27 protein-coding genes and 1 tRNA gene are annotated in these 23,465 nt (G+C 66.7%); 23 read left to right on the forward strand and 5 right to left on the reverse strand.

Annotated features, from left to right (window positions below):
* The first annotated feature begins 48 nt into the window (after positions 1-48).
* Genes AC0Z6F_RS11565 through mmsB form a run of 5 tightly spaced genes read left to right on the forward strand, consistent with a single transcriptional unit; the run spans position 49 to position 5,588 of the window.
* The gene (locus AC0Z6F_RS11565) at positions 49-1,554 is read left to right on the forward strand and encodes a CoA-acylating methylmalonate-semialdehyde dehydrogenase (protein ID WP_004136619.1); all 1,506 of its coding nucleotides are present in this window, start codon (positions 49-51) and stop codon (positions 1,552-1,554) included.
* Between the two features lie 14 nt (positions 1,555-1,568).
* Positions 1,569-2,735 (forward strand): acyl-CoA dehydrogenase family protein, encoded by a 1,167-nt coding sequence (locus AC0Z6F_RS11570; RefSeq protein WP_004136621.1) that lies wholly within the window; start codon positions 1,569-1,571, stop codon positions 2,733-2,735.
* Complete coding sequence (locus AC0Z6F_RS11575; protein ID WP_485617235.1) at positions 2,732-3,529, forward strand: enoyl-CoA hydratase; 798 nt, start codon at positions 2,732-2,734, stop codon at positions 3,527-3,529. Before AC0Z6F_RS11570 ends, AC0Z6F_RS11575 begins: the two co-directional genes overlap by 4 nt.
* Positions 3,526-4,701: an enoyl-CoA hydratase/isomerase family protein gene (locus AC0Z6F_RS11580; protein ID WP_485617236.1), complete on the forward strand. Its 1,176-nt coding sequence runs from the start codon at positions 3,526-3,528 to the stop codon at positions 4,699-4,701. The genes AC0Z6F_RS11575 and AC0Z6F_RS11580 overlap by 4 nt, the downstream gene beginning before the upstream one ends.
* A complete protein-coding gene (mmsB, locus tag AC0Z6F_RS11585) occupies positions 4,698-5,588 on the forward strand; it encodes a 3-hydroxyisobutyrate dehydrogenase (protein ID WP_004136647.1) in 891 nt (296 codons plus the stop codon). Before AC0Z6F_RS11580 ends, mmsB begins: the two co-directional genes overlap by 4 nt.
* 135 nt (positions 5,589-5,723) lie before the next feature.
* On the opposite strand, the gene AC0Z6F_RS11590 is transcribed toward mmsB, so the two are convergent.
* Together AC0Z6F_RS11590 and AC0Z6F_RS11595 are read right to left on the reverse strand one after the other, a co-directional pair.
* Positions 5,724-6,149, reverse strand: a complete 426-nt coding sequence (locus tag AC0Z6F_RS11590) for an organic hydroperoxide resistance protein (protein WP_004136651.1) — start codon at positions 6,147-6,149, stop codon at positions 5,724-5,726.
* Between the two features lie 111 nt (positions 6,150-6,260).
* Positions 6,261-7,241 carry a cation diffusion facilitator family transporter gene (locus AC0Z6F_RS11595; protein WP_485617237.1) on the reverse strand — a complete coding sequence of 327 codons (981 nt, stop codon included), beginning with the start codon at positions 7,239-7,241 and terminating at the stop codon, positions 6,261-6,263.
* Between the two features lie 218 nt (positions 7,242-7,459).
* Between AC0Z6F_RS11595 and AC0Z6F_RS11600 the strand changes: the two genes are divergently transcribed.
* The 6 genes from AC0Z6F_RS11600 (at position 7,460) to AC0Z6F_RS11625 (ending at position 13,501) form a co-directional block, all read left to right on the forward strand.
* Positions 7,460-8,914 (forward strand): SulP family inorganic anion transporter, encoded by a 1,455-nt coding sequence (locus tag AC0Z6F_RS11600; protein WP_012509771.1) that lies wholly within the window; start codon positions 7,460-7,462, stop codon positions 8,912-8,914.
* Positions 8,915-9,060: 146 nt separating this feature from the next.
* Positions 9,061-9,498, forward strand: a complete 438-nt coding sequence (locus AC0Z6F_RS11605; protein WP_157628454.1) for a hypothetical protein — start codon at positions 9,061-9,063, stop codon at positions 9,496-9,498.
* Between the two features lie 177 nt (positions 9,499-9,675).
* A complete protein-coding gene (gene dusA, locus AC0Z6F_RS11610; protein ID WP_012509772.1) occupies positions 9,676-10,707 on the forward strand; it encodes a tRNA dihydrouridine(20/20a) synthase DusA in 1,032 nt (343 codons plus the stop codon).
* Between the two features lie 212 nt (positions 10,708-10,919).
* A complete protein-coding gene (locus AC0Z6F_RS11615; protein ID WP_005407693.1) occupies positions 10,920-11,294 on the forward strand; it encodes a hypothetical protein in 375 nt (124 codons plus the stop codon).
* Between the two features lie 73 nt (positions 11,295-11,367).
* Positions 11,368-12,051: a response regulator transcription factor gene (locus tag AC0Z6F_RS11620; protein ID WP_004136763.1), complete on the forward strand. Its 684-nt coding sequence runs from the start codon at positions 11,368-11,370 to the stop codon at positions 12,049-12,051.
* Positions 12,052-12,076: 25 nt separating this feature from the next.
* Positions 12,077-13,501 carry an ATP-binding protein gene (locus tag AC0Z6F_RS11625; protein WP_041864616.1) on the forward strand — a complete coding sequence of 475 codons (1,425 nt, stop codon included), beginning with the start codon at positions 12,077-12,079 and terminating at the stop codon, positions 13,499-13,501.
* 93 nt (positions 13,502-13,594) lie between these two features.
* Here the strand turns inward: AC0Z6F_RS11625 and AC0Z6F_RS11630 are convergent, their stop codons facing one another.
* Together AC0Z6F_RS11630 and AC0Z6F_RS11635 are read right to left on the reverse strand one after the other, a co-directional pair.
* Positions 13,595-14,383, reverse strand: coding sequence for a M90 family metallopeptidase (locus AC0Z6F_RS11630; protein ID WP_012509774.1), 789 nt, complete (start codon positions 14,381-14,383; stop codon positions 13,595-13,597).
* On the reverse strand, positions 14,350-14,634 hold the full coding sequence (locus AC0Z6F_RS11635; protein WP_012509775.1) for a hypothetical protein: 285 nt from the start codon (positions 14,632-14,634) through the stop codon (positions 14,350-14,352). The genes AC0Z6F_RS11630 and AC0Z6F_RS11635 overlap by 34 nt, the downstream gene beginning before the upstream one ends.
* Positions 14,635-14,778: 144 nt before the next feature.
* On the opposite strand from AC0Z6F_RS11635, the gene birA reads away from it, so the two are divergent.
* The 10 genes from birA to AC0Z6F_RS11685 all read left to right on the forward strand — a co-directional run bounded on the left by birA (position 14,779) and on the right by AC0Z6F_RS11685 (position 20,729).
* Complete coding sequence (gene birA, locus AC0Z6F_RS11640; protein WP_012509776.1) at positions 14,779-15,747, forward strand: bifunctional biotin--[acetyl-CoA-carboxylase] ligase/biotin operon repressor BirA; 969 nt, start codon at positions 14,779-14,781, stop codon at positions 15,745-15,747.
* Positions 15,744-16,475, forward strand: a complete 732-nt coding sequence (locus tag AC0Z6F_RS11645; RefSeq protein ID WP_012509777.1) for a type III pantothenate kinase — start codon at positions 15,744-15,746, stop codon at positions 16,473-16,475. The genes birA and AC0Z6F_RS11645 overlap by 4 nt, the downstream gene beginning before the upstream one ends.
* A gap of 9 nt (positions 16,476-16,484) precedes the next feature.
* Positions 16,485-17,333 (forward strand): SPOR domain-containing protein, encoded by an 849-nt coding sequence (locus tag AC0Z6F_RS11650; protein ID WP_012509778.1) that lies wholly within the window; start codon positions 16,485-16,487, stop codon positions 17,331-17,333.
* A gap of 40 nt (positions 17,334-17,373) precedes the next feature.
* Positions 17,374-17,449: transfer RNA gene (locus AC0Z6F_RS11655), tRNA-Thr, on the forward strand.
* A gap of 183 nt (positions 17,450-17,632) precedes the next feature.
* On the forward strand, positions 17,633-17,920 hold the full coding sequence (locus tag AC0Z6F_RS11660) for a type II toxin-antitoxin system RelE/ParE family toxin (protein WP_012509779.1): 288 nt from the start codon (positions 17,633-17,635) through the stop codon (positions 17,918-17,920).
* A 58-nt stretch (positions 17,921-17,978) separates the two neighbouring features.
* Positions 17,979-18,281 (forward strand): addiction module antidote protein, encoded by a 303-nt coding sequence (locus AC0Z6F_RS11665; protein WP_012509780.1) that lies wholly within the window; start codon positions 17,979-17,981, stop codon positions 18,279-18,281.
* Positions 18,282-18,341: 60 nt separating this feature from the next.
* Positions 18,342-18,827 (forward strand): hypothetical protein, encoded by a 486-nt coding sequence (locus AC0Z6F_RS11670; protein ID WP_157628455.1) that lies wholly within the window; start codon positions 18,342-18,344, stop codon positions 18,825-18,827.
* A gap of 256 nt (positions 18,828-19,083) precedes the next feature.
* The gene (gene rocF, locus AC0Z6F_RS11675; RefSeq protein WP_004137058.1) at positions 19,084-20,004 is read left to right on the forward strand and encodes an arginase; all 921 of its coding nucleotides are present in this window, start codon (positions 19,084-19,086) and stop codon (positions 20,002-20,004) included.
* A gap of 162 nt (positions 20,005-20,166) precedes the next feature.
* Entirely contained in the window at positions 20,167-20,304 is a 138-nt protein-coding gene (locus tag AC0Z6F_RS11680) for an entericidin A/B family lipoprotein (RefSeq protein ID WP_008266021.1), read from the forward strand.
* A 203-nt stretch (positions 20,305-20,507) separates the two neighbouring features.
* Positions 20,508-20,729, forward strand: coding sequence for a CsbD family protein (locus tag AC0Z6F_RS11685; protein ID WP_004137109.1), 222 nt, complete (start codon positions 20,508-20,510; stop codon positions 20,727-20,729).
* A 73-nt stretch (positions 20,730-20,802) separates the two neighbouring features.
* Here the strand turns inward: AC0Z6F_RS11685 and AC0Z6F_RS11690 are convergent, their stop codons facing one another.
* Entirely contained in the window at positions 20,803-21,603 is an 801-nt protein-coding gene (locus AC0Z6F_RS11690; protein ID WP_012509781.1) for a hypothetical protein, read from the reverse strand.
* Between the two features lie 108 nt (positions 21,604-21,711).
* Here AC0Z6F_RS11690 and AC0Z6F_RS11695 point away from each other — a divergent pair, with 108 nt between their 5' ends.
* Both AC0Z6F_RS11695 and AC0Z6F_RS11700 read left to right on the forward strand, forming a co-directional pair.
* The gene (locus AC0Z6F_RS11695; protein WP_004137142.1) at positions 21,712-23,004 is read left to right on the forward strand and encodes a tryptophan--tRNA ligase; all 1,293 of its coding nucleotides are present in this window, start codon (positions 21,712-21,714) and stop codon (positions 23,002-23,004) included.
* A 138-nt stretch (positions 23,005-23,142) separates the two neighbouring features.
* A complete protein-coding gene (locus AC0Z6F_RS11700) occupies positions 23,143-23,445 on the forward strand; it encodes a hypothetical protein (protein WP_012509782.1) in 303 nt (100 codons plus the stop codon).
* Positions 23,446-23,465 lie beyond the last annotated feature (20 nt).

Consider the following 23,465-nt stretch of genomic DNA (forward strand, 5'->3'; position numbering starts at 1 on the left):
TGCTGTGAATAATGCCAAGCATCTTTCGCACCCCGTGGGATTGTCGTCATGACTGTTGCAGCGCCCCGTATCCGCATGCTGATCGATGGCCAGTTCGTTGAATCGGCTACTTCCCACTGGCAGGACGTGATCAATCCGGCCACCCAGGACGTGCTGGCCAAGGTGCCGTTCGCCACCACCGGCGAAGTGGACGCCGCCGTCGCCGCCGCCAAGGAAGCCTTCAAGACCTGGCGCAAGACCCCGATCGGCACCCGCGCGCGCATCTTCCTGAAGTACCAGCAGCTGATCCGCGAGAACATGAGCGAGCTGGCGCACATCCTCACCGCCGAGCAGGGCAAGACCCTGCCCGACGCCGAAGGCGATGTGTTCCGCGGCCTGGAAGTGGTCGAGCACGCTGCCGCCATCGGCAACCTGCAGCTGGGCGAGCTGGCCAACAACGTGGCCACCGGCGTCGATACCTACTCGATCATGCAGCCGCTGGGCGTGTGCGCCGGCATCACCCCGTTCAACTTCCCGGCGATGATCCCGTTGTGGATGTTCCCGATGGCCATTGCCACCGGCAACACCTTCATCCTCAAGCCGTCCGAGCAGGACCCGATGGTCACCATGCGCCTGGTCGAGCTTGCTCTGGAAGCAGGCATCCCGAAGGGCGTGCTGAACGTCGTCCACGGCGGCGAGGAAGTGGTCAACGCGATCTGCGACCACCCGGACATCAAGGCCGTGTCGTTCGTCGGTTCCACCCGCGTCGGCACCCACGTCTACAACCGCGCCTCGCTGGCCGGCAAGCGCGTGCAGTGCATGATGGGTGCCAAGAACCACGCCGTGGTGCTGCCGGACGCCAACAAGGAACAGACCCTCAACGCGATGGTCGGTGCCGCCTTCGGTGCCGCGGGCCAGCGCTGCATGGCCGCCTCCACGCTGGTGCTGGTCGGTGAAGCACGCAACTGGGTGCAGGACCTGGTCACCAAGGCCAAGACCCTGAAGGTCAGCGGCGGCACCGTCGCCGGCACCGACGTCGGTCCGGTCATTTCCTGCAGCGCCCGCGAGCGCGTGGAAGGCCTGATCGCCTCGGGTGTGGAGCAGGGCGCCAAGCTGGTGCTCGATGGCCGCAAGCCGCAGGTCGATGGTTTCGAGAAGGGCAACTTCGTTGGCCCGACCATCTTTGCCGGTGTCACCACCGACATGCGCATCTACCAGGAAGAAATCTTCGGGCCGGTGCTGGTCATCCTCGAAGCAGAGACGCTGGAAGAGGCCATCGCGATGGTCAACAGCAACCCGAACGGCAACGGCACCGCACTGTTCACCCAGTCCGGCGCCGCCGCGCGCAAGTTCCAGGAAGACATCGACGTCGGCCAGGTCGGCATCAACGTGCCGATTCCGGTGCCGGTGCCGCTGTTCTCGTTCACCGGTTCGCGCGCGTCCAAGCTGGGCGACCTGGGCCCGTACGGCAAGCAGGTGGTGCTGTTCTACACCCAGACCAAGACGGTCACCGCGCGCTGGTTCGATGACGAGACGCTCAGCCATGGCGTCAACACCACGATCAGCCTGAAGTAACGGCAGGAGCAGCCATGAGCCACTCGATGACGACGGAACTGGAAGAAGCGCAGCAGGCGTACCGCGAGGCGGCGCGCGACTTCGCACAGGCCGAACTGGCGCCGCACGCCGCGCGATGGGATGCGGAGGGCATCTTTCCGCGCGAGGCGATCGCCAAGGCCGGTGAACTGGGCTTCTGCGGTCTGTACATGGACCCGGAAGTGGGCGGCAGCGGCCTGAGCCGACTGGACGCCGCCGTCGTCATCGAGGAGCTCGCCAACGTCGATCCGTCGACCGCGGCGTACATCAGCATCCACAACATGGCGTCGTGGATGGTGTCCAAGTGGGGCCAGCCGGCGCTGCGCGACGCGTGGGGAACCGATCTGTCCTCGGGCAGCAAGCTGGCCTCGTACTGCCTGACCGAACCGGGTGCAGGTTCCGATGCGGCCTCGTTGAAGACCACCGCCGTGCGCGACGGTGACTTCTATGTGCTGAACGGCTCCAAGGCCTTCATTTCCGGCGCCGGTGCCACCGAACTGCTGGTGGTGATGGCGCGTACCGGTGGTGCCGGTGCCGGTGGTGTCAGCGCGATCGCGGTGCCGGCCGACCTGCCGGGCATCAGCTTCGGCCGCAAGGAAGAGAAGATGGGCTGGAACAGCCAGCCCACCCGCGGCATCACCTTCGAGAACGTCCGCGTGCCGGTCAGCCACCTTCTGGGAGAGGAAGGCGGCGGCTTCAAGCTGGCGATGAAGGGGCTCGATGGCGGCCGCATCAACATCGCCGCCTGCTCGCTGGGCGCTGCGCAGGGGGCGCTGGATGCCGCACGCCGCTACATGGGCGAGCGCCGTCAGTTTGGCAAGACCCTGTCCGAATTCCAGGCGCTGCAGTTCAAGCTGGCCGACATGGCCATCGAACTGGTGGCCGCACGGCAGATGGTGCACACCGCCGCGCGCAAGCTCGATGCCGGCGCCAGCGATGCCAACGTGTGGTGCGCGATGGCCAAGCGCTTCGCCACCGATGCTGGCTTCAACATCTGCAACGAAGCACTGCAGATCCACGGTGGCTACGGCTACATCCGCGAATACCCGATCGAACGCCTGCTGCGCGATTCGCGCGTGCACCAGATCCTGGAAGGCACCAACGAGATCATGCGGGTGATCGTTGCCCGTCACCTGCTCAACACCGAAGAGGAACTGCGATGAAGGATTGGCGTACCCAGGAACACGTGGGCCTGAAGGTCGAGGCCGATGGCCACACCGCGGTCATCACCCTGCACAACCCGCCGGCGCATACCTGGACCGTGCACAGCCTGTCAGCGCTGCGCGACCTGGTGGGCGCGCTCAACGCAGACCGCGACATCTACGCGCTGATGATCACTGGCGACGGCGAGAAGTTCTTCTCCGCCGGTGCCGACCTCAACCAGTTCGCCTCGGGCGACAAGGCCGCCGCACGCGAAGCCGCACGCCGTTTCGGCGAAGCCTTCGAAGCGCTGTCCGCCTTCCGTGGCGTGTCGATCGCTGCGATCAACGGCTACGCCATGGGCGGTGGCCTGGAATGCGCGCTGGCCTGCGACCTGCGCATCATCGAAGAGCACGCCCAGGTGGCGCTGCCGGAGGCCACCGTTGGCCTGCTACCGTGCGCCGGTGGCACCCAGAACCTGCCGCGCCTGGTGGGCGAGGGCTGGGCCAAGCGCATGATCCTGCTGGGCGAGCGCATCAACGCCGAGACCGCACTGCGGATTGGCCTGGCCGAAGAAAAGGTCGGCAAGGGCGAAGCCAAGGCACTGGCGCTGGAATGGGCGGCCAAGGCCGGCAAGCAGAGCCCGACCAGCATCGCCGCCTGCAAGACCCTGGTGCAGTCCACCCGCACCGGCACCCACGCCTCGGCGCTGGTGGCCGAGCGCGAAGCCTTCGTCGACCTGTTCGACACCGCCGACCAGGTCGAGGGTGTGAGCGCCTTCCTGGAAAAGCGCGCCGCGCAGTGGAAGAACGCATGAGCACCGACACTGCTGCCGATGACGCACCGGTGCTGTTCGAAGAGCGCGCAGCCGGCAACGGCACGCGCATCGGCATCGCCACGCTCAACGCGCCGCGTACGCTCAACGGCTTCTCGCTGCCGATGGCGCACCTGCTGCTGAAGCAGTTGAATGCCTGGGCCGACGACGATGGCATCGCCATGGTGGTGCTGCAGGGCGCCGGTGAAAAGGCGTTCTGCGCCGGCGGAGACCTGCACAGCCTGTACCAGAGCATGGCCGCCTTCCGCGAGGCCGGCCGCAGCGACATCCGCGAGAACGACTACGCCGCCGAGTTCTTCGACGTTGAATACCGCGTCGATTACCTCATCCACACCTACGCCAAGCCGATCCTGTGCTGGGGCCACGGCATCGTGATGGGCGGCGGCATCGGCCTGATGTCCGGCGCCAGCCACCGCGTGGTCAGCGAGCGCTCCAAGCTGGCCTTCCCGGAAATCACCGTCGGCCTTTTCCCCGATGTGGGTGGCAGCTGGCTGCTGCCGCGCGTACCGGGCAAGGGCGGCCTGTTCCTGGCCCTGACCGGCGCGCTGCTGAACCCGGGCGACGCCATCTACGCCGGCCTGGCCGACGTGCATGTAGCCGAAGAACGCCGCAGCGCGGTGTTCGATGCGCTGCTGCAGGTCGCGTGGTCCAGCAACGCCGCACACAACCACGAACGCCTCAGCCATCTGCTGCAGTCGCATGCCAGCGACGCCGCCACCGGCCCGTTGCTGGCCAATGCGGCGCGGGTCGATGCGCTGTGCGAAGGCGATGACCTTGAAGCGATCGTTGCGCGCATTGCCGGCCTGCAGACCGACGACGCCTGGCTGCAGGCGGCACAGAAGACCCTCGCCGCCGGCGCACCCGGTTCGGCACGGCTGTCGTACGAACTGCAGCGCCGCAGTGCCGGCCAGGACCTGGCCGCGATCTACCGCCTGGAGTACATCGTCGCCCTGCATTGCGCCGCCCACGGTGATTTCGCCGAAGGCATCCGCGCGCTGCTGATCGACAAGGATCGCAATCCGCAGTGGAACCCGGCCACCCTGGCCGAGGCCACCGGCGCGTGGGCCGACACCTTCTTCGCTTCCCCCTGGGCCGATGCCGCGCATCCGCTGGCCGACCTGGGCACTCCCCTTGTTGAAAGGAGCCTTGCATGAGCCGCATTGCATTCATCGGGTTGGGCAACATGGGTGGCCCGATGGCCGCCAATCTGGTCAAGAACGGCCATACCGTGCGCGTGTTCGATCTGGTCCCGGCCGCGGTGCAGGCCGCCGTCGATGCCGGCGCCAGCGCGGCCGCATCGGCGCGCGAAACCCTGGCCGATGCCGAGGTGGTGATCTCGATGCTGCCGGCCAGCCGCCACGTCGAAGGCGTGTACCTGGGCGATGACGGCATTCTTGCCGCGATTCCGGCCGGCGCACTGGTCATCGACTGCAGCACGATCGCACCGGCCAGCGCCCGCAAGGTCTCTGAAGCCGCTGCCGCACGTGGCCTGCAGATGATCGACGCACCGGTGTCCGGCGGTACCGCCGGTGCCCAGGCCGGCACCCTGACCTTCATCGTCGGTGGTGAGGAGGACGCGCTGGAACGCGCGCGCCCGGTGCTGCAGGCGATGGGCAAGAACATCTTCCACGTGGGCGCCAGTGGTGCCGGCCAGGTCGCCAAGCTGTGCAACAACATGGCGCTGGGCGTGATCATGGCCGTCACCGGCGAGGCCATCGCCCTTGGCGTGGCGCATGGGCTGGACCCGAAGGTGCTGTCGCAGATGATGGCGGTCAGCACCGGCCGCAGCTGGGCCACCGAAGTGTGCAACCCGTGGCCGGGCGTGCTGGAAAATGCGCCGGCCTCGCGCGGCTACAGCGGCGGCTTCGGCAGTGATCTGATGCTCAAGGACATGGGTCTGGCGGTGGAAGCGGCGATGAGTGTCGGCGCCTCGATCCCGCTGGGCGAAGTGGCGCGCAACCTGTATTCAATGAACCATCAGGCCGGCCGCGGCAAGCTGGATTTCTCCAGCGTCGTGCAGCTCATTACGAGCGAGAAGTAAGCGAATGCGTCCCCGGCCACGTGCCGGGGCCCACCCGGGGTGGGATGGGCGGATGCATGGTTTCGACCGGCATCCGCCCATTTTTTTGGGGTCGGATCCCTTTCGCAACGCGAAAGGGCTCTGACCCCGGCCGCATCAGGCAACGATCAGCGTCACGTCGATGTTGCCGCGCGTGGCATTCGAGTACGGGCACACGATGTGCGCCTTCTGCACCAGGTCTTCCACCTGCTCGCGCGGCACGCCCGGCACGTTGATGGTCAGCTCGGCTTCGATGCCGAAACCGGTCGGGATCTGGCCGATGCCGACCTTGCCGGTGACGGTGGTCTCTGCCGGCAGCGCGACCTTGGCCTGGCCGGCGACGAACTTCAGCGCGCCCAGGAAGCAGGCCGAGTAGCCGGCGGCGAACAGCTGTTCCGGGTTGGTGCCCGGGCCGCCGGCGCCGCCCAGCTCGCGCGGGGTCGACAGCTGGATGTCCAGCACGTTGTCGGAAGAGACGGAACGGCCTTCACGGCCGCCGGTGGAGGTGGCCTGGGCGGTGTACAGAACCTTTTCGATGGACATCGGGATGCTCCTGGTCGGTGGGTGGGTGTTGCGTTGGAGCCTACTTTGCCCGGTTTTCGCGTACGTTGGGTTGCAATGCGTACGAAAAACTTGATCGATCGTCCTGCTGGCCTAGATCGTCCACTCGCGGTCGGTGGTGAACATGATGGTCAGCCAGCGATCCGGCGAGGCCTCGCCCAGCGCATCGCCGATCTCGTCGCGCAGCTGGTCCCATTCCACCAGAGGCCGCGGCGGGTCGTTTTCCGGCACCACGAAGAACAGCTCGATCTGCTCGCCACGCCCCACCTGGGCCACGTAGCTGCGGTGCTCGACGAAGCCGTGCTTGGCCACGATCCCGCGTGCCGCTGCATCCACATGGGCCTGCAGTTCCGGCGGGGTGACCAGCAGGATGCCGGCCAGCGCCCGGCGCACGGTGCCGAGCGGGGCGATCATCACCAGCACGCAGACGAAGGCGAGGATGGCCGGGTCGATATAGGGCCCCACCCAGGCCCACGAGGTGCCCTGCACCAGCACGCCGCCGAGGAAGGCGACCATGTAGCAGGCGGACATGCTGGCGGCGACCACCCAGTTCTTGGCATCCAGCGCGATGAATTCCGAACCGATGCGGCGGTTGGCGCGCAGCACGAACCAGCCCAGCGCGCTCTCGGCCACCAGTGACAGGCCGGCGAAGATGATCGCCGGGCCCAGCGCGATGTGGCGACCACCGGACATCAACGCATCCACCGCATTGACCAGCGCATACAGCGCCGCGCCGATCATCAGCGTGCCGCTCACCCCCAGTACGATGGGTTCCAGGTGCCAGAAGCCCATGGTGAAGCGCTGGTTGAGCCGCGACTGCAGCGCATCGGTCTGCGTGGACAGCGCGATCAGCCGCGCGACCAACAGCGACAGCCAGGTCATCACCACGTCGATCAGACCATAGATGCCGTCGAAGATGATCAGTGAGGAATTGGCCAGCAGGCCGAACACCACGGCCGCAGCGGCCAGCAGCAGTGCGCCGGCGATCGACAGGCGCAGAACGCCCTGTTCGGTGGCGGGGTCGAAGAAGTGCGTGTGGTCGGCGGCCATGCTGTGATTGTAGAGCGGAGCCATGCTCCGCTGCGTTTCGCTGCCTTCGCCGGCCAACCGCTCTACCCCCGTAGGGCCGCTTCCCGTAGACTGCGCGCCTCCCACGTACCGACGTCCGCCTGCAGTGATCACGCCACCCTGACCCTTGCCGCACATCGGCAGCCGGCCTTCCCGGCTCAGGAACCCGTGTCTTTCCACTGCAGCGCCATGCGGCCACGCCCGCCTGCGCGCGGAGCTTTCCCATGCAAACGTCCTACCCCCTGCGCCAGCAATGGCTTGGCAACATCCGTGGCGACCTGCTGTCCGGCATCGTCGTCGCCCTGGCCCTGATTCCCGAGGCCATCGCGTTCTCGCTCATCGCCGGCGTCGACCCCAAGGTCGGCCTGTACGCCGCGTTCTCGATTGCCGTCATCACCGCCATCGCTGGCGGCCGCCCCGGCATGATCTCCGCAGCCACCGGTGCGATGGCGCTGGTGATGGTCGACCTGGTCAAGGACCACGGCCTGCAGTACCTGTTCGCCGCCAGCATCCTGGCCGGCCTGCTGCAGGTGCTGGCCGGTGTGTTCAAGCTCGGCTCGTTGATGCGCTTCGTCTCGCGCTCGGTCATCACCGGTTTCGTCAACGCGCTGGCGATCCTGATCTTCCTGGCACAGATGCCCGAGCTGATCGGTCGCGGCCCTACGGTCTACGTGCTGTGCGCCGCCGCGCTGGCGATCATCTACCTGCTGCCGCGCATTACCCGCGCGGTGCCGTCGCCACTGGTGGCCATTGTGGTGCTGACCGCCGTGGTGATCGGCTTCGGCGTAGACGTACGCAGCGTCGGCGACATGGGCCAGCTGCCCGACAGCCTGCCGCATTTCCTGCTGCCCGATGTGCCGCTCACCTGGGAGACGCTGCGCATTCTGCTGCCGGTGTCGGCCACACTGGCCGTGGTCGGCCTGCTTGAATCGATGATGACCTTGCAGATCGTCGAGGACATCACCGAAACGCCCAGCGAGCGCAACCGCGAATGCGTCGGCCAGGGCGTGGCGAATACGGTCACCGGCTTCCTCGGCGGCATGGCCGGCTGCGCGATGATCGGCCAGTCGGTGATCAACGTGACCTCCGGTGGCCGCGGCCGCCTGTCCTGCCTGGTGGCCGGCGTGTTCCTGCTGATACTGGTGGTGTACGGCAGCGAACTGGTGCGGCAGATCCCGATGGCGGCGCTGGTGGCGGTGATGATCATGGTCAGCATTGGCACCTTCAGCTGGCGCTCGCTGCGCGACCTGCGCACGCATCCGCGCAGTTCGTCAGCAGTGATGCTGCTGACCGTGGTGGTCACCGTAGCCACCCACGACCTGGCCAAGGGCGTGCTCAGCGGTGTGCTGCTATCGGCCCTGTTCTTCGCGCGAAAGGTTGGTCGCATGCTGGATGTGCAGCGCGACGATGCCGGTGATACGCAGGTCTACCGCGTGCGCGGGCAGGTGTTCTTTGCCTCGGCAGGGCAGCTGGGTGCGGCGTTCGATTACCAGCACGTGGCGCCGAAGGTGCTGATTGATCTGCGCGATGCGCACCTGTGGGACCTGACTGCCGTGGCCGCGCTGGAGCGGGCGCAGGAAAAGCTGGCCGCGCATGGTGCGGAGGTGACGGTGGTGGGGCTCAATGCGGCCAGCCAGACGTTGATCGAACAGGTGGGTGGTGCGCGCGGGCGGCATTGATCGCGTACGGCATGCTGGTAGCGCCGGGCCATGCCCGGCGAGCGCGGCATGGTGGGACAAATTGCAACTCTTCTCATTGCTAAAGCCTCGAGAGCCAAGCAGGTTGAAGGCGCGCGATTCTGCGTTCTTCAGGGGAAGATGCATCGATGAAGTCGAAGCCCTCGCTGTCATTCAAGTGCCTGCTGGCCTTTGCGTTGGCGCTCGGTTCGACGACGTGGCCTGGATTGGCAGCGTTGGATCGCCTCTCTGCCGCTGTGGAACGAACCATGCTGTATCGCGTGGGGAGTGCTGAGGCGATCGCAGTTGCCCAATGGCTGGATTCACGCGAAAACGCCCATCGAAGAACTCTGGCGCTAGGGATACTGACCGTTCGACATCGTTGCGATCGGCGGAAGGATCCATATCTGTCGGCGAACGCCCACCCCCTCGTGCTTCCCCACAGTGGTGCGCCCGGCGAGAAGATCGCCATCACCAACGATCTTCCCGGACGCGGGAGCGAGACATGGACGTTCGCATGGGCCGGAGATGGTCAGGACGCACACTGGCAGCAGACCGACTATGGATGGCACCTGCGGAGCACCTAGGCAGTGCTCTGGGCAGAACAGACGCCAGCCCTCAAAAATACTGCGAGCCGCTGTCGCCGCCGCCCAGCCCGCCCTGGCCGCCCTGGCCGCCAGCCGGAGCCGGGCCCAACCGGCGCTCGCCGCGCGGCTGACCGGGCGCATTCAGCCGCCCGGTGTAAACTATTGATCTCACTGGCAATGCCAGTCTCCACGATCAACACCCCGATGACGTCCGCCACCGCCCGTTACGCCGATTCCCTGCGCCTGTCCGTTGCCCCGATGATGGACTGGACGGACCGCCACTGCCGCGTGTTCCATCGCGTGCTGGCGCCGGGTGCGCGCCTGTACACGGAGATGGTGCACGCCAACGCGGTCATCCACGGCGACCGCGAGCGCCTGCTCGGCTTCGACCGCAGCGAGCAGCCGCTGGCGCTGCAGTTGGGTGGCAGTGATCCGGCCCTGCTGGCGCAGGCCGCACGTATCGCTGCCGAGTGGGGCTATGACGAGGTCAACCTCAACTGCGGCTGCCCGTCTGATCGTGTGCAGGCCGGCCGCTTCGGCGCCTGCCTGATGCGCGAGCCGGCGCTGGTGGCCGAGTGCGTGGCGGCCATGGTCAATGCGGTTGATATCCCGGTGACGGTGAAGTGCCGGCTGGGCGTGGACGAGGACAACGACTACGACGTGTTCGCCGCCTTCGTCGACCGCCAGGTCGCCGCCGGTGCGGCGATGGTGGTGGTGCACGCGCGCAACGCGTGGCTGAAGGGCCTGTCGCCGAAGGAGAACCGCGAGGTTCCCCCGCTCAAATACGACTGGGCCTACCGCTTGAAGCAGGAGCGCCCGGCACTGCCGGTGGTGCTCAATGGCGGCCTGGCCAGCCTCGAGGCGGTGCAGGCGCAGGCCGTGCACGTCGATGGCGTGATGCTGGGCCGCGCGGCCTACCACGATCCCTATCTGCTGCATCAGCTGGAGGCGTTGCATACCGGCGCCCCGCTGCAGGCCCGTGGCGACCTGCTGCGCGCGCTGCGGCCCTATGTGGAAGCGCGGCTGGGCGAAGGCCTGGCGCTGAAGCACATCACCCGCCACGTGCTTGGCCTGTTCCACGGCCAGGCCGGCGGCCGCGCATTCCGCCAGGTGCTGAGCGAGGGCGCACACCGCCCGGGCGCCGATTGGCGCCTGATCGAGCAGGCGCTGGCGGTCACCGAACGTGCATCTGATCGCGCCGTAGCGTGACCGCAGTCACATTCCTGACTTGACAAGGGGCGGCGATTCGTCCCGAATGTTCACTTAGCTGAACGACTTGGAGTTGAAGCCGGAAAAGTTCAGACCGGATTCACCGCTGTAAACCAAGAATTTGCAAAAGATTTGTAAAACGCTGGGTTTCGAACCCGGCGCCGGATTTACGACTTTTGAACGAATCGCCGTGCTCGGCTAGGATCGCACTGATGTCTTCCGCTCCCTTCCATCGCCGCATTGCCCTGGCCACCTGCGTGGTGCTGGCGGCTGCGCCGCTGTCTTCGGCGCTGGCGCAACAGCCGCCGCGCGGCGACCAGGGGCGGGCGGAGATGATGGAGCGGGGTGAGCGCGGTGGCCGTGGCGACGAGCGTTCGCTGTCCGATGCCGTGCGCCGCGTGCAGCGCACCACCGGCGGCCACATCCTCGGCGCCGAGCGCGTGCCGTTCGATGGTCGTGATATCAACCGGGTGAAGTACATGGACGATCGGGGCCGGGTCCGCTACATGGACGACCCTGCGCCGTCGCGTTCACAGCCGCGCACGCCGCGGTCGGATATGTCATCACTACGCGGCGATAACCCCTGAACAGGGATAGTCGTCGCTATCAACCCGTACCCCACAGGCCTCCGGGCCACACCCAGGACACTAGGGAGAGTTCATGCGTATCCTTCTGGTCGAAGACGAAGCCCCGCTGCGTGAGACCCTGGCAGCCCGGCTCAAGCGCGAAGGCTTTGCCGTCGATGCTGCGCAGGACGGCGAGGAAGGCCTCTACATGGGGCGCGAAGTCCCGTTCGATGTCGGCATCATCGACCTCGGCCTGCCCAAGATGTCGGGCATGGAGCTGATCAAGGCCCTGCGGGACGAAGGCAAGAAGTTCCCGGTGCTGATCCTGACCGCGCGTTCGAGCTGGCAGGACAAGGTCGAGGGCCTGAAGCAGGGTGCCGACGATTACCTGGTCAAGCCGTTCCACGTCGAAGAGCTGCTGGCCCGCGTCAATGCGCTGCTGCGCCGCGCCGCTGGCTGGAGCAAGCCGACGCTGGAATGCGGCCCGGTTGCGCTGGATCTCGCCGCCCAGACCGTCAGTGTGGCCGGCAGCAATGTCGACCTCACCAGCTACGAGTACAAGGTGCTGGAGTACCTGATGATGCATGCCGGTGAACTGGTCTCCAAGGCCGACCTCACCGAGCACATCTACCAGCAGGACTTCGACCGCGACTCGAACGTGCTGGAGGTCTTCATCGGCCGCCTGCGCAAGAAGCTGGACCCGGATGGCGAGCTGAAGCCGATCGAGACCGTGCGCGGACGCGGCTACCGTTTCGCGATTCCGCGCAACGAGGGCTGAGCCGGCTCACCCTGGCGATACCATGATGTCCGGCCGTCTGTGGTTCTTCCGACGCTGGCGGCCGCGCTCACTGCAGGCGCGCCAGATGCTCGCCGCGTCCGTGGGCCTGGTCGCGTTCCTGGCACTGGCCGGTTACGCGCTCGATGCCGCCTTCGCCGATACGGCGAAGGCGAACCTGCGTGAGCGCCTGAAGAACTACGCCACCGCCTACGCGGCCGGCATCGACTTCACCCGCGACCGCTCGTTGTACATCCGCGAGCAGCCGCCGGATTCACGTTTCGACGTACCCGGCAGTGGCCTGTACCTGCAGGTGGTGATGCCGCACGGCAAGGGCAATTCGATGTCCGCCGAAGGCCCGATGCTGCCCACCGTCGGCGGCGGCCTGCTGGCGCCGCGCCAGGAAGTGTTCGAAGGCCCGTTGCCGATGATCCAGATCGACGGCAGCCAGGGCTCGGTGTACCGCTATGGCCTGGGCCTGGTGTGGGACGCCGACGCCGATCCCGCCACCGAGTTCCCGTACACCATCTACGTGATGGAAGACTCACGCGCGCTGGGTGCGCAGCTGCGTGTGTTCCGTGGCCGGGTGTGGTTCTACCTGGGCGGCATCGGCCTGATCCTGCTGTTGCTGCAGACCGTCATCCTGCAGTGGAGCCTGCGCCCGCTGCGCCGCGTGATCACCGAGCTGACCAAGGTGCAGCGTGGCGAGACCGCGCGCATGAGCGAGCGCCACCCGCGCGAGCTGGAACCGCTGACCGACAGCATCAACGCCTTCATTGAAAGCGAGCGCGAGAATCTCGAGCGCCAACGCAACACCCTGGCCGACCTCGCGCACAGCCTGAAGACACCGATCGCGGTGCTGCGCACGCAGATGGACAGCGGCGCGGGCGACGGCGCGCTGCGCGAGGAACTGGACGTGCAGCTGCAGCGCATGAACAACCTTGTCTCCTACCAGCTGGCACGTGCGGCGTCGTCGGGTCACAAGCTGTTCTCCGCGCCGCTGCCGATTGAATCCAACGCCGAGGAAATCGTGCGTGGCCTGGAGAAGGTCTACGCCTCGAAGGGCGTGCTGTGCGAATTCGATATCGACCCGGCCGCGCGCTTCCACGGCGAACCGGGTGACCTGCAGGAACTGCTGGGCAACCTGCTGGAGAATGCCTTCAAGTGGGCCAACCGCCGCGTGCTGCTGACCGCGCAGCCGCTGCCGGCACCGAACGCACGCCGTGCCGGCCTGCTGCTGGCGGTGGACGACGATGGCCCGGGCATCGCCCCGGACGACATCGGCAAGGTGCTGCAGCGTGGCGTACGTGGCGACGAGCGCGTGCAGGGCCACGGCATCGGCCTGTCGATCGTGCAGGACCTGATCAAGGACTACCGCGGCGAGCTGACCGTGGGCCGTTCCAGTGAACTCGGCGGCGCCCGCTTCGAAGTGCAGCTGCCGCCGGGGCCGTAAGCCTCTTGCAACCTGATCCGCCGGGCATGGCCCGGCGCTACCGGTCGACGTGCACCCAAGGTAGCGCCGGGCCATGCCCGGCGAACGAATGAATCAATCCACCATCTTCGGCGGCTCGCCATAGAACCGCCGCAGCTGCGCGGCCACCTCCGGCAACGCCTGCTGCAGCAGATCCGGGGCCGAGAAGTGGTACTCGCTGGCCACCGCGAAGAACTCTTCCGGCGCCTCGGCCGCATACGGATCAATCAACGTTTCCTCGCCGGCATCCACCTGCACGCAGAAGGCGTCGTACGCGCGCTGGAAGGTGGCTGCCCACTCGCGCTGCCATTCGCGCGGTAGTGGCGGCGTGCCGTCCATCGCACCATCCAGCGCATCCAGCTTGTGCACCATCTCGTGCACCGCCACGCAGTAGCCCTCGTGCGGCGCCGCCAGGTCGGCCTGCACATCGGCCCAGGACAGGATCAACGGACCGCTGTCCCACGACTCGCCAATCAGTTCGTCATCCCACTCATGCAGTACGCCCGCCGCATCCATGTGGCTGCGGTGTACGCGGAATGCATCGGGGTAGACGATCAGCTGCGACCAGCCTTCCAGGCCCACTTCGCCGAATTCCAGCAACGGCAGGCAGCACAGCGCCGCCAGCAGCACGCCATCGCCGGCCTGCAGCTGCAGCTCGCCGATCGGCGTGATGGTCTTCTCATGCAGGAAGCGCGTGGCCAGCACGCGCAGGCGTGCGCGGCGTTCGTCGTCCAGTCCGTGCAGCCAGGCCGCGCGGCGGCAGGCGTCATCCCAAAGTGCATTGTCGATCGGCCGCGGCGCAGGCCGCAGCCACTGCAGCAACGACTTGATCAGCGGAACATTCCCGGCAGGTAGCTGTGCCACTTCGGTGCGCGGATGCGCTGCAGCACGTCGTCGTCGCTGCCACCGCCACCGGTGCTGGTGGCGCTGCTGGCGGCCGGGCGTACCGGTGCCGGCTTGGTGGTGGCTGCCGAGGTGGTTGCGGTCGGTGCGCGCTGCGAGGCGGCATCACCGTTGGAAGACACGCAGGCGCCGCGGCTGTCGTCCAGCGCTGCTGTCGCAGACGCCGCGAAGGGCATCATCAGCAGGATCAGGCAATGGGCATAACGGCGCATTGACGACATCCACGTTAAGGGAGGGTGAGTTCCCGATTCTAGCCCGAACCCGGCGCCCAGTTGGAAGCCCCTGCGGAACCCAGCGTGGCGGGCGTCGCTGGCGGCTTTCCCGCATAATTCCTTCCTGACTTCGTGGAAGCTGCCGTGGACGATCGCCAATTGCTGGCCAAACTCGCTGCCGGTCGCCTGTCCGGCGACGCCCTGGCCCGTGAGCTGGGCCAGACCCGGGCGGCTATTTGGAAGCGTATTCAAGGGCTTAGGGCCGCCGGTGTGGATGTCGAGGGCCGCGCTGGCGAAGGCTATGGCCTGACCCGCCCGGTCGACCTGCTGGACCCGGATGCGATCCGTGCCGGTCTGCCGGCCGGGGTTCTGCCGCTGCTGCACGACCTGCAGGTAGCCTGGACGGTGGACTCGACCAACGCCGAATTGCTGCGTTGCAGCGCGCCCCAGCGCGGGGTCAGCGTCCTGCTGGCCGAACGCCAGACCGGTGGCCGTGGCCGTCGTGGGCGTGCCTGGGCCTCGCCGCTGGCCGCGCATATCTACCTGTCGGTGCTGCGCCTGTACTCCGGTGGCCTCGGCCGCCTCGCCGGGCTGAGCCTGGTGGCGGGCATCGCCGTGGCCGAAGCGCTGCACGATCTGGGCTACACCCAGGCCCAGCTGAAGTGGCCAAATGACCTGATCGTCGATGGCCGTCGCAAGCTGGTTGGCCTGCTGGCCGAGGGCGGTGGCGAATACGCCGGCCCGGCACGCGCGGTGATCGGCATCGGCATCAACACACACATGCCGCCGTCGTTCGCCGAACAGATCACCCAGCCGTGGGTGGACCTGGACACGCTGGCCGGCAAGCCGGTGGACCGCAACGTGGTCGTTGCTGCCGTGCTGACGCGCCTGCTGCCGGCGCTGGAAGAATTCGATCGCGAAGGCCTCGCTCCGTTCCTGCCGCGCTACGCCGCATTCGACATGCTGGCTGGCCGCGAAGTGCGCGTGGAACTGGACGGGCAGTGGCAGCACGGCACCGCACTTGGCTTGGCTGACGACGGCGCACTGCGCGTGCGCATCGATGGCCAGGAACGCCTGCTGCACGCCGGCGAAGTCAGCGTGAGGGCGGCATGAGCGATTGGTTGTTCGACCTGGGCAACTCGCGCTTCAAGTTCGCGCCGTTGCAGGGTGACCGCGCCGGCGACGTGCAGGCCTGGGCGCACGGCGCCGAAGGCATGGCCGGACAGCCGCCGCACAGCCTGCCCAGCGGCACCACCGCGTTCGTGGCCAGCGTGGCCGCACCCTCGCTGACCAGCGCCATGCTGGACCAGCTGCAGCGCCGCTTCGAGCACGTGCATGTCGTGCGCACCAGCGCCGAATGCGCGGGCGTGCGCATTGCCTATGCCAAGCCGGAAAAATTCGGCGTCGACCGCTTCCTGGCCCTGCTGGCTGCGGCCAAGGCGCAGCGCCCGGTGCTGGTGGTCGGCGTGGGCACCGCACTGACGATTGATCTGCTCGACGCCAATGGCCAGCATCACGGCGGGCGCATTTCCGCATCGCCCACCACCATGCGCGAAGCGCTGCACGCCCGTGCCGTGCAGCTGCCCGCTACCGGTGGTGACTACAGCGAGTTCGCCAACGACACTGCCGACGCGCTGGCCTCCGGCTGCGACGGCGCGGCCGTGGCGCTGATCGAACGCAGTGCACAGCAGGCGCACGCGCTGCTGGGCGTGGCACCGTCGCTGCTGGTGCACGGTGGTGGCGCACCGGCGCTGATGCCGTTGCTGCCCGGCGCCGATTACCACCCGTCGCTGGTGCTGGATGGCCTCGCCCGCTGGGCGGTGCACCAGCCCGCAGGCTAGTATCCGCGCATGCTGACCCGTGCCCTGATCGTCGTACTGGCCATCCTCAATCTTGGCGTCGCCTGCTGGTGGCTGCTGCGCGATGCACCGCAACCGCCCGCGCCGCCGCCGCAACCGGCTGGCGTGGCCGAGTTGCGCTGGGTGCCGGGAGGTGTGGATGCGACTGCCGCTGCCGAAGCCAGTGCTGCCGCCCCGACCGCGCCGTTGATGGAGCGCGAACCGGCGGCGAAGACGGCTGTGGCTGCCACGCCTGCACCAGCTACGCCGGCTCAGCCGGAGGTCGCCAAGCCGCAGGTGGCTGAGGCTACGCCGGTTGCTGCCGCTGCCAAGCCGGGAACACCGCCTGCACCGGCCCCAGCGCCGGAAAAACCCGTAACCCCGCCCGTGGCTGCCGAGCCGCCGCGCTGCATCGCGCTGGGCCCGTTCGCCGACCGCGCCGCCGCGACCAGTGCGCAAGGCAAGGCCAGTACTGTGCTCAGCCAAGTGCGCCTGCGCGAACAGCCTGCTGCCAGCGGCAGCGCACGTTTCCGGGTGATGCTGCCGGCCGCCGCCAATCGCGAAGAAGCCCAGGCCACGGTGAAGCGCATCGTCGCCGCCGGCCTGAGCGACTACTACATCATCAGCCAGGGCGAGGACATCAACGCCGTGGCGCTGGGCCAGTACCGCAACCGCGAAGGCGCCGAGCGCCGCATGGCAGCGGTGCAGGCCGCGGGCTTCCAGCCGCGCCTGGTCGCCAGCGGCGACGCCGGCCAGTGGTGGCTGGAAGGGCAGCTGGCGGCGGGCACGCAGCCGGCTCAGGCCCAGCAGCGCAGCGGGGCGGCACAGAGCCGGTCGCTGGAATGCACGCGGTTGCGCTAGAATCCCCGGACCGCGGCGCTGCCGCCGGTGATCCACCCATGCCGCTTTAGCTCAGTTGGTAGAGCAACTGTCTTGTAAACAGTAGGTCATCCGTTCGATTCGGATAAGCGGCACCATCAAGCAACTGTAGTTGTGCCCGCACAGCCGCGGCACGGACGTTGGTCGAGCACTGCTCCCTGTCGCGTCTCCTTCCTTCTTTCGCTGCTGATCTTCTATCCGGGGCGTGATCCATCGCCGTGCATTTCCCCGAGCGCGTTCCGCAGGGTTGAGAATGTGTAGCCTGTAGGCTACAGTCATCCATGAAGATCCAGCGTACCCGTCAGTTCGCGACATGGATTGACGCTCTCAAGGACGTAACCGGGCGCGCTCGCATCCTGGCCCGCATCGGTCGGCTCAGCGAAGGCCATCTGGGCGATCACCGCTATCTGGCCGATGGCGTTTCCGAACTGCGCATCGATGTGGGACCGGGTTACCGCGTGTACTACACCCAGCGCGGCAGGCAGTGGGTGATTCTGCTGGCTGGCGGCGACAAGGGTTCACAACAACGCGATATCGAGAAGGCCAGGGAGATTGCGCGTGCCCTGTAGGCGTCGAACGGGCTGCAGGTGAAACGACTCAATACCGAAGTACTGGAGCTGTCCCATCATGGTCATCAAGAAGAAAGTTGAACTCAAAGCATTTGACGTGGCCGAGCACCTTCGCACACCGGAGGAGATGGCGGCCTATCTCGATGCCTGCATCGAAGAAAGCGATGGCGATTCTGCGTTCATTGCCAAGGCGCTCGGCGACATCGCGCGCGCTCAAGGGATGAGCAAGGTCGCACGAGCGGCGGGCCTCTCGCGTGAGAGTCTGTATCGCGCACTGTCGGGCGAGCGCAGCCCTGATTTTGCGACCATCCTCAAAGTGACCCGCGCCTTGGGTGTTCGCCTGCATGCCAGCGCAGCATAAGCACATGCGCCGATCTTGATGCGTCGGCACAACGCCGGTCGCAAAGGCGGTGGAACGAACATGAAAAACCGCCTTTCGGCGGTTTTTCGTCCCGAGCAGGTGAGTCAATTCAATGACGCAGCAAAGGAGGAGTCGTTGGGCCATTCTGGTTCGAAGCAGCTCGTGTGTCACGCGGCGCATCGATGCATTGCTTGTCAACCGTTGCCAGCTCAAGACGTCAGGCGCGAACAGGCTCAATCAAACCGGATGATGCGGATCAACCCCTTGGTCGACGATCCGTCTCCGAAGGCGGCCAACGTGCCACAGGGGAATACCTCTTTCGCACCGTCATGGTTGACGAATGAGATCGCGCACTGTGCCCGCGTGCCAGGCGTGATCCGGGTGATGGCACGGTCATTCAGCACGAAGCTCTACCACATGAGTTCGGGGCTTATCGAAAGCGCCATGGGGCGCGCGGTGGAGTCGATCATCTCTGCAACAGCGCCGCCGCGCGAATCTACTTCGTCCAGCTGCAGCTCAACGAGAACAGGTTTCAGGTTTGGATAGGGTGTGCTCATCCCAGGAGCGGGTCTGCCTGATTCGATAGCCGGGGTAGTGACGCGCTGAACCTGTACGTTGGGGATCCCACTGTTCTGTATTGCGGCCAAGCGGTATTGATGAAGGGCGACATCGCAATCTTCCATGAAGGACGGTCGGGTCCGCGCGGCATCATGCCATGTGATCGCCCTGCTGCACCGCCGCGAGTGGTGTCACACCGCTCTGGCTAGACTGTGCTTCTTTTTCCCCACCGCAGGAGGCACCCATGGCCCATCCCATTTCCGTATCCCTGATTGGCGTTCCCACCGATGTGGGTGCGGGCCATCGTGGTGCCCGGCTGGGGCCGGAAGCACTGCGCGTGGCGGGCCTGCCGGAGGCGCTGGAGGCGCGCGGCGTGGACGTGCGCGACCTGGGCAACCTGGATGGCCCGCGCAACCCGTGGACCGCGCCGGTGGAAGGCTACCGCCATCTGGATGAAGTGGTGGCGTGGAACCATGCGCTGATGGAAGCCAGCTACGCCGAACTGCAGGCCGGCCGCATGCCGATCATGCTCGGTGGCGACCATTGCCTGGGCATCGGTTCGATCACTGCGGTGGCGCGCTGGTGCCGCGAACAGGGCAAGACCCTGCGCGTGCTGTGGCTGGATGCCCATTCGGATTTCAACACCAGCGACGTGACCCCGTCGGGCAACATCCACGGCATGCCGGTGGCCTGCCTGTGCGGCCTCGGCCCGGATGCGTTGACCCGCCTCGGTGGCACCGTGCCGGCGATCACCCCGGCGCAGATGCACCAGATCGGCATCCGCTCGGTGGACCCGGAAGAGAAGCGCCTGATCAAGACCCACAAGGTGGATGTCTATGACATGCGCTACATCGACGAGAACGGCATGAAGCGCACCGTGGAAGCCGCCTTGGCCGGCATCGACGAGAACACCCATCTGCATGTCAGCTTCGATGTCGACTTCCTCGACCCGAGCATCGCACCGGGCGTGGGCACCACCGTGCCGGGCGGGGTGAACTACCGTGAGGCGCAGCTGGTGATGGAAATGATCGCCGACACCGGGCGCATGGGTTCGCTGGACATCGTCGAGCTCAACCCCTTGTTGGACAAGCAGAATGCCACTGCCGAACTGGCCGTGGACCTGGTCGAAAGCCTGTTCGGCAAGTCCACGCTGATGCGCGATTGACGGCGCCGCCTGAACGAATCTGTGATCCGTTCACACGCGCTCCACGCCACTGCCGCCAGATTGCACTTCACGCGGCGGTGGTGGGTGTTGGCCTTCTCCCGCCGAGCGAAACAATCCCATCCGCGAATGAAGCGGTGTAGCGGCAAACCCAAGGAGAAGCCCATGAAGCGCGTAGTTGCCCTGATGCTGTTGTCGATGTTCTCGGTGGCCCTGCTGGCCGGTTGCAACACCATTGCCGGTGCCGGCAAGGACGTGCAGAAGGCTGGTGAGAAGGTTGAGGACACCGCCAAGGGCCGGTAAGACCGGCACGCAGCGAAAAGAAAAAAGGCCGGGGACATCCCCGGCCTTTTTTTGTGCGCGCTATTCGCTGCGTGCTGTCGAAGCGGAGTGAACCATTCAAGCAGGTGAGCATGTATTTCATTGCAGGTTGACCGGTCTTCAACGGCCACTGCGCGAAGCTGGAGCCACGGTAAGAACGCCGTTGCAACCAAGGATTCCCAGCAATGAACAAAGACATCATTTCCGGCAAGTGGTCGCAGCTGAAGGGCAAGGCCCAGGCCAAGTGGGGCGATCTGACCAACGACGATTTCGATGTGGCCGAGGGCAATGCCGAGTATCTGGCCGGTCGCCTGCAGGAACGTTATGGCTGGGCCAAGGACCGCGCTGAGAAGGAAGTCCGTGAGTTCCAGGACAGCGTGAGCAAGGACTACCCGGACTACAAGTAAGCGCTTCGGTTTCCCCCATAACACGACGCCCGCACCGTGAGGTTGCGGGCGTTGTGTTGTCTGCAGGGGGCGATCAACGCGCCGGCGGGTCCGGCACGTAGCGGTTGGGGAACGCCTGCGGTTCGCGCGGTAGGCGGGAGGGGGAGTCCACCAGGATGCCGCGTGCGCGCAGGTTGCGGGCGCTGTCGTAGCGCAGCTGCAGGACCTGCGCCGGGCTGCGGCTGGCGCGTTCGAAGTCGGTATCGCGCACCGAAGACTGCTCGCGTGCACCGTGGCCGGTGCCCAGCGCTGGCGACTGCGACTTGCTGGCGTAGCCCTCGATGCGGCTGTTGCTGGCGCTGGCATCGGCCGCTGCTTCGGCCGCCGGGGCCGGTGCTGGCAGGCCACGGCGCAGGATCGGCTGCGGGTACCAGCGTCGCGCTTCCTCGAACACCGCCACGCCCACCACGCCGATATTGTCTGGGCGGCCGGTGCGGCTGGCATAGCTGCCGCTGGGGCTGCTGAACACGAACTGCGCCACTTCGTCCTGGCTCTTGCGCCAGCCGGTGATGTCGGCGCGCTGGCCGGGGTTGAGCACGTAGCCGGTCTGCGAGGGATCGGCATCCTCGCCGGAGATGGCATTGACGCCGTCCACCGACAGCACCACCAGCACCCGGCGCGGGCTGTCGTTGTACAGGCGCACGGCGTAGCGGTGGCCGCGTTCGCCGGCCACCCAGCGCTGGCCGTCGGCCGGGTAGGCGCGCAGTTCAGTACCGCGGTCGCGGTCGACCAGGGCCATGCGCACGGGGCCGCCCTCGTACACCGGCGGCGGCATCGGAGCCGGACGGAAGCCGGCCAGGGGCAGGATCAGCAGCAGGGGCAGCAGGCGTTTCATCGGGCGTCTCCAGCGGGGTTGCGTGAATGAACGCGCCGCAGGCCCTGACGGGGTTGGTGGCGTGCAAGGTAAACTGGCCCCGTTCATCGAAGGTTACCCCACGCAGTCATGACGACCCGAGTCCTTACCGGCATCACCCCCTCCGGCACGCCCCACCTGGGCAACTACGTTGGCGCCATCCGTCCGGCCATCGCGGCCAGCCGCGCGCCGGGGATCGAGAGCTTCTTCTTCCTGGCCGATCTGCACAGCCTGATCAAGTCGCAGGACCCGCAGCGCACCCAGCGCGCGACCCTGGAGATCGCGGCCAGCTGGCTGGCCTGCGGCCTGGACCCGGAACACGTGTGGTTCTACCGCCAGAGCGACATCCGCGAGACCACCGAGCTGATGTGGTTCCTGACCGCGATTGCCAGCAAGGGCATCCTCAACCGCGCGCATGCCTACAAGGCGGCGGTGGACAAGAACCGCGAGGAAGGCGTGGACGAGGACGCAGGCGTCAGCGCCGGCCTGTTCATGTACCCGGTGCTGATGGCGGCCGACATCCTGATCTTCAAGGCCAACCAGGTACCGGTGGGCCGTGACCAGATCCAGCACATCGAGATGGCGCGTGACTTCGCCCAGCGCTTCAACCACGTGTACGGCAAGGAGTACTTCCCGCTGCCGGACGTGGTGATCGACGAGCAGGTGGCGACGTTGGCCGGCCTCGACGGCCGCAAGATGAGCAAGAGCTACCACAACACCATTCCGCTGTTCGTGCCGCGCGAAGAGCTGAAGAAGCTGGTGTTCTCGATCCTGACCGACTCGCGCGCACCGGGCGAGCCGAAGGACACCGAGGGCTCGGCGCTGTTCCAGATGTACCAGGCGTTCGCCACCCCGGAACAGACCGCGGAATTCGCCAAGGCGTTCGCTGCCGGCATCAGCTGGGGCGATGCCAAGCAGCAGCTTTTCGAGCGCATCGACAGCGAGCTGTCGCCGCTGCGCGAGCGCTACAACGCGCTGATGGCCGAGCCGGAGAAGATTGAAGCGCTGCTCAAGCGCCGTGGCCAGCAGCTGCGCGAGCAGCTGGCGGCCCCGCTGCTGGACGAGCTGCGCCATGCGGTGGGTCTGCGTGACCTGTCCAGCGCGGGCGACATCGCCAGCGAGGACGCCGGCGTGGCCCGCGTGGCACCGCCGCTGTTCAAGCAGTACCGCGAAAAGGATGGCCGCTTCTACTTCAAGCTGACCGCCGGTGACGGCACGCTGCTGATCCAGAGCGAAGGTTTCGATTCGCCGCGCGATGCCGGCCAGCTGATCGCCGTATTGAAGCAGGCTGAGCAGGGCGACCAGCTGCAGAGCGATCTGTTCAAGCTGGACGCCGAGGTCGATGCCGTGCTGGCCGCCCTGGCCATGCTGCGCGAAGCGTAAGGGGTAGTGCCGGCCGCTGGCCGGCAACTGCACGTTCCCCAGGTTCCCGGAAATGCCGGCCAGCGGCCGGCACTACCCGTGAACGAAGGTCATGGCATGATGTCCGCGCGCCGCCGGCGCGATGACATGGAGTCTGCGATGGCCTGGTTGTCGCTGCTGCTGTTCCTGCCCTGGTTTCTGTTGCTGGGCAGCCTGTACTGGCTGTTCCCGCGCCAGCCGCGTACCGCGCGACGGCGCCTGTTCGATGGTGCTGCCCTGGCATTGGCATTGCTGCTGAGCATCCTGGCGATGCTCTGGGGCCACCACATCGGCCTGGTGCAGCCCGGCGCCGGCCCGATCTGGCCGCAGGTGCTGGCGGTGCTGTATGCCTACGGCGCGTTCCTGGCGGTGCTGGTGTTGGCCCTGTTGCTGCGGCCGCGGTTCGCATTGCGCTGCGACTGATCGGTAGCGCCGGCCGCTGG

Source organism: Stenotrophomonas sp. 1L-E-5-B-C3 (genome assembly GCF_057292075.1).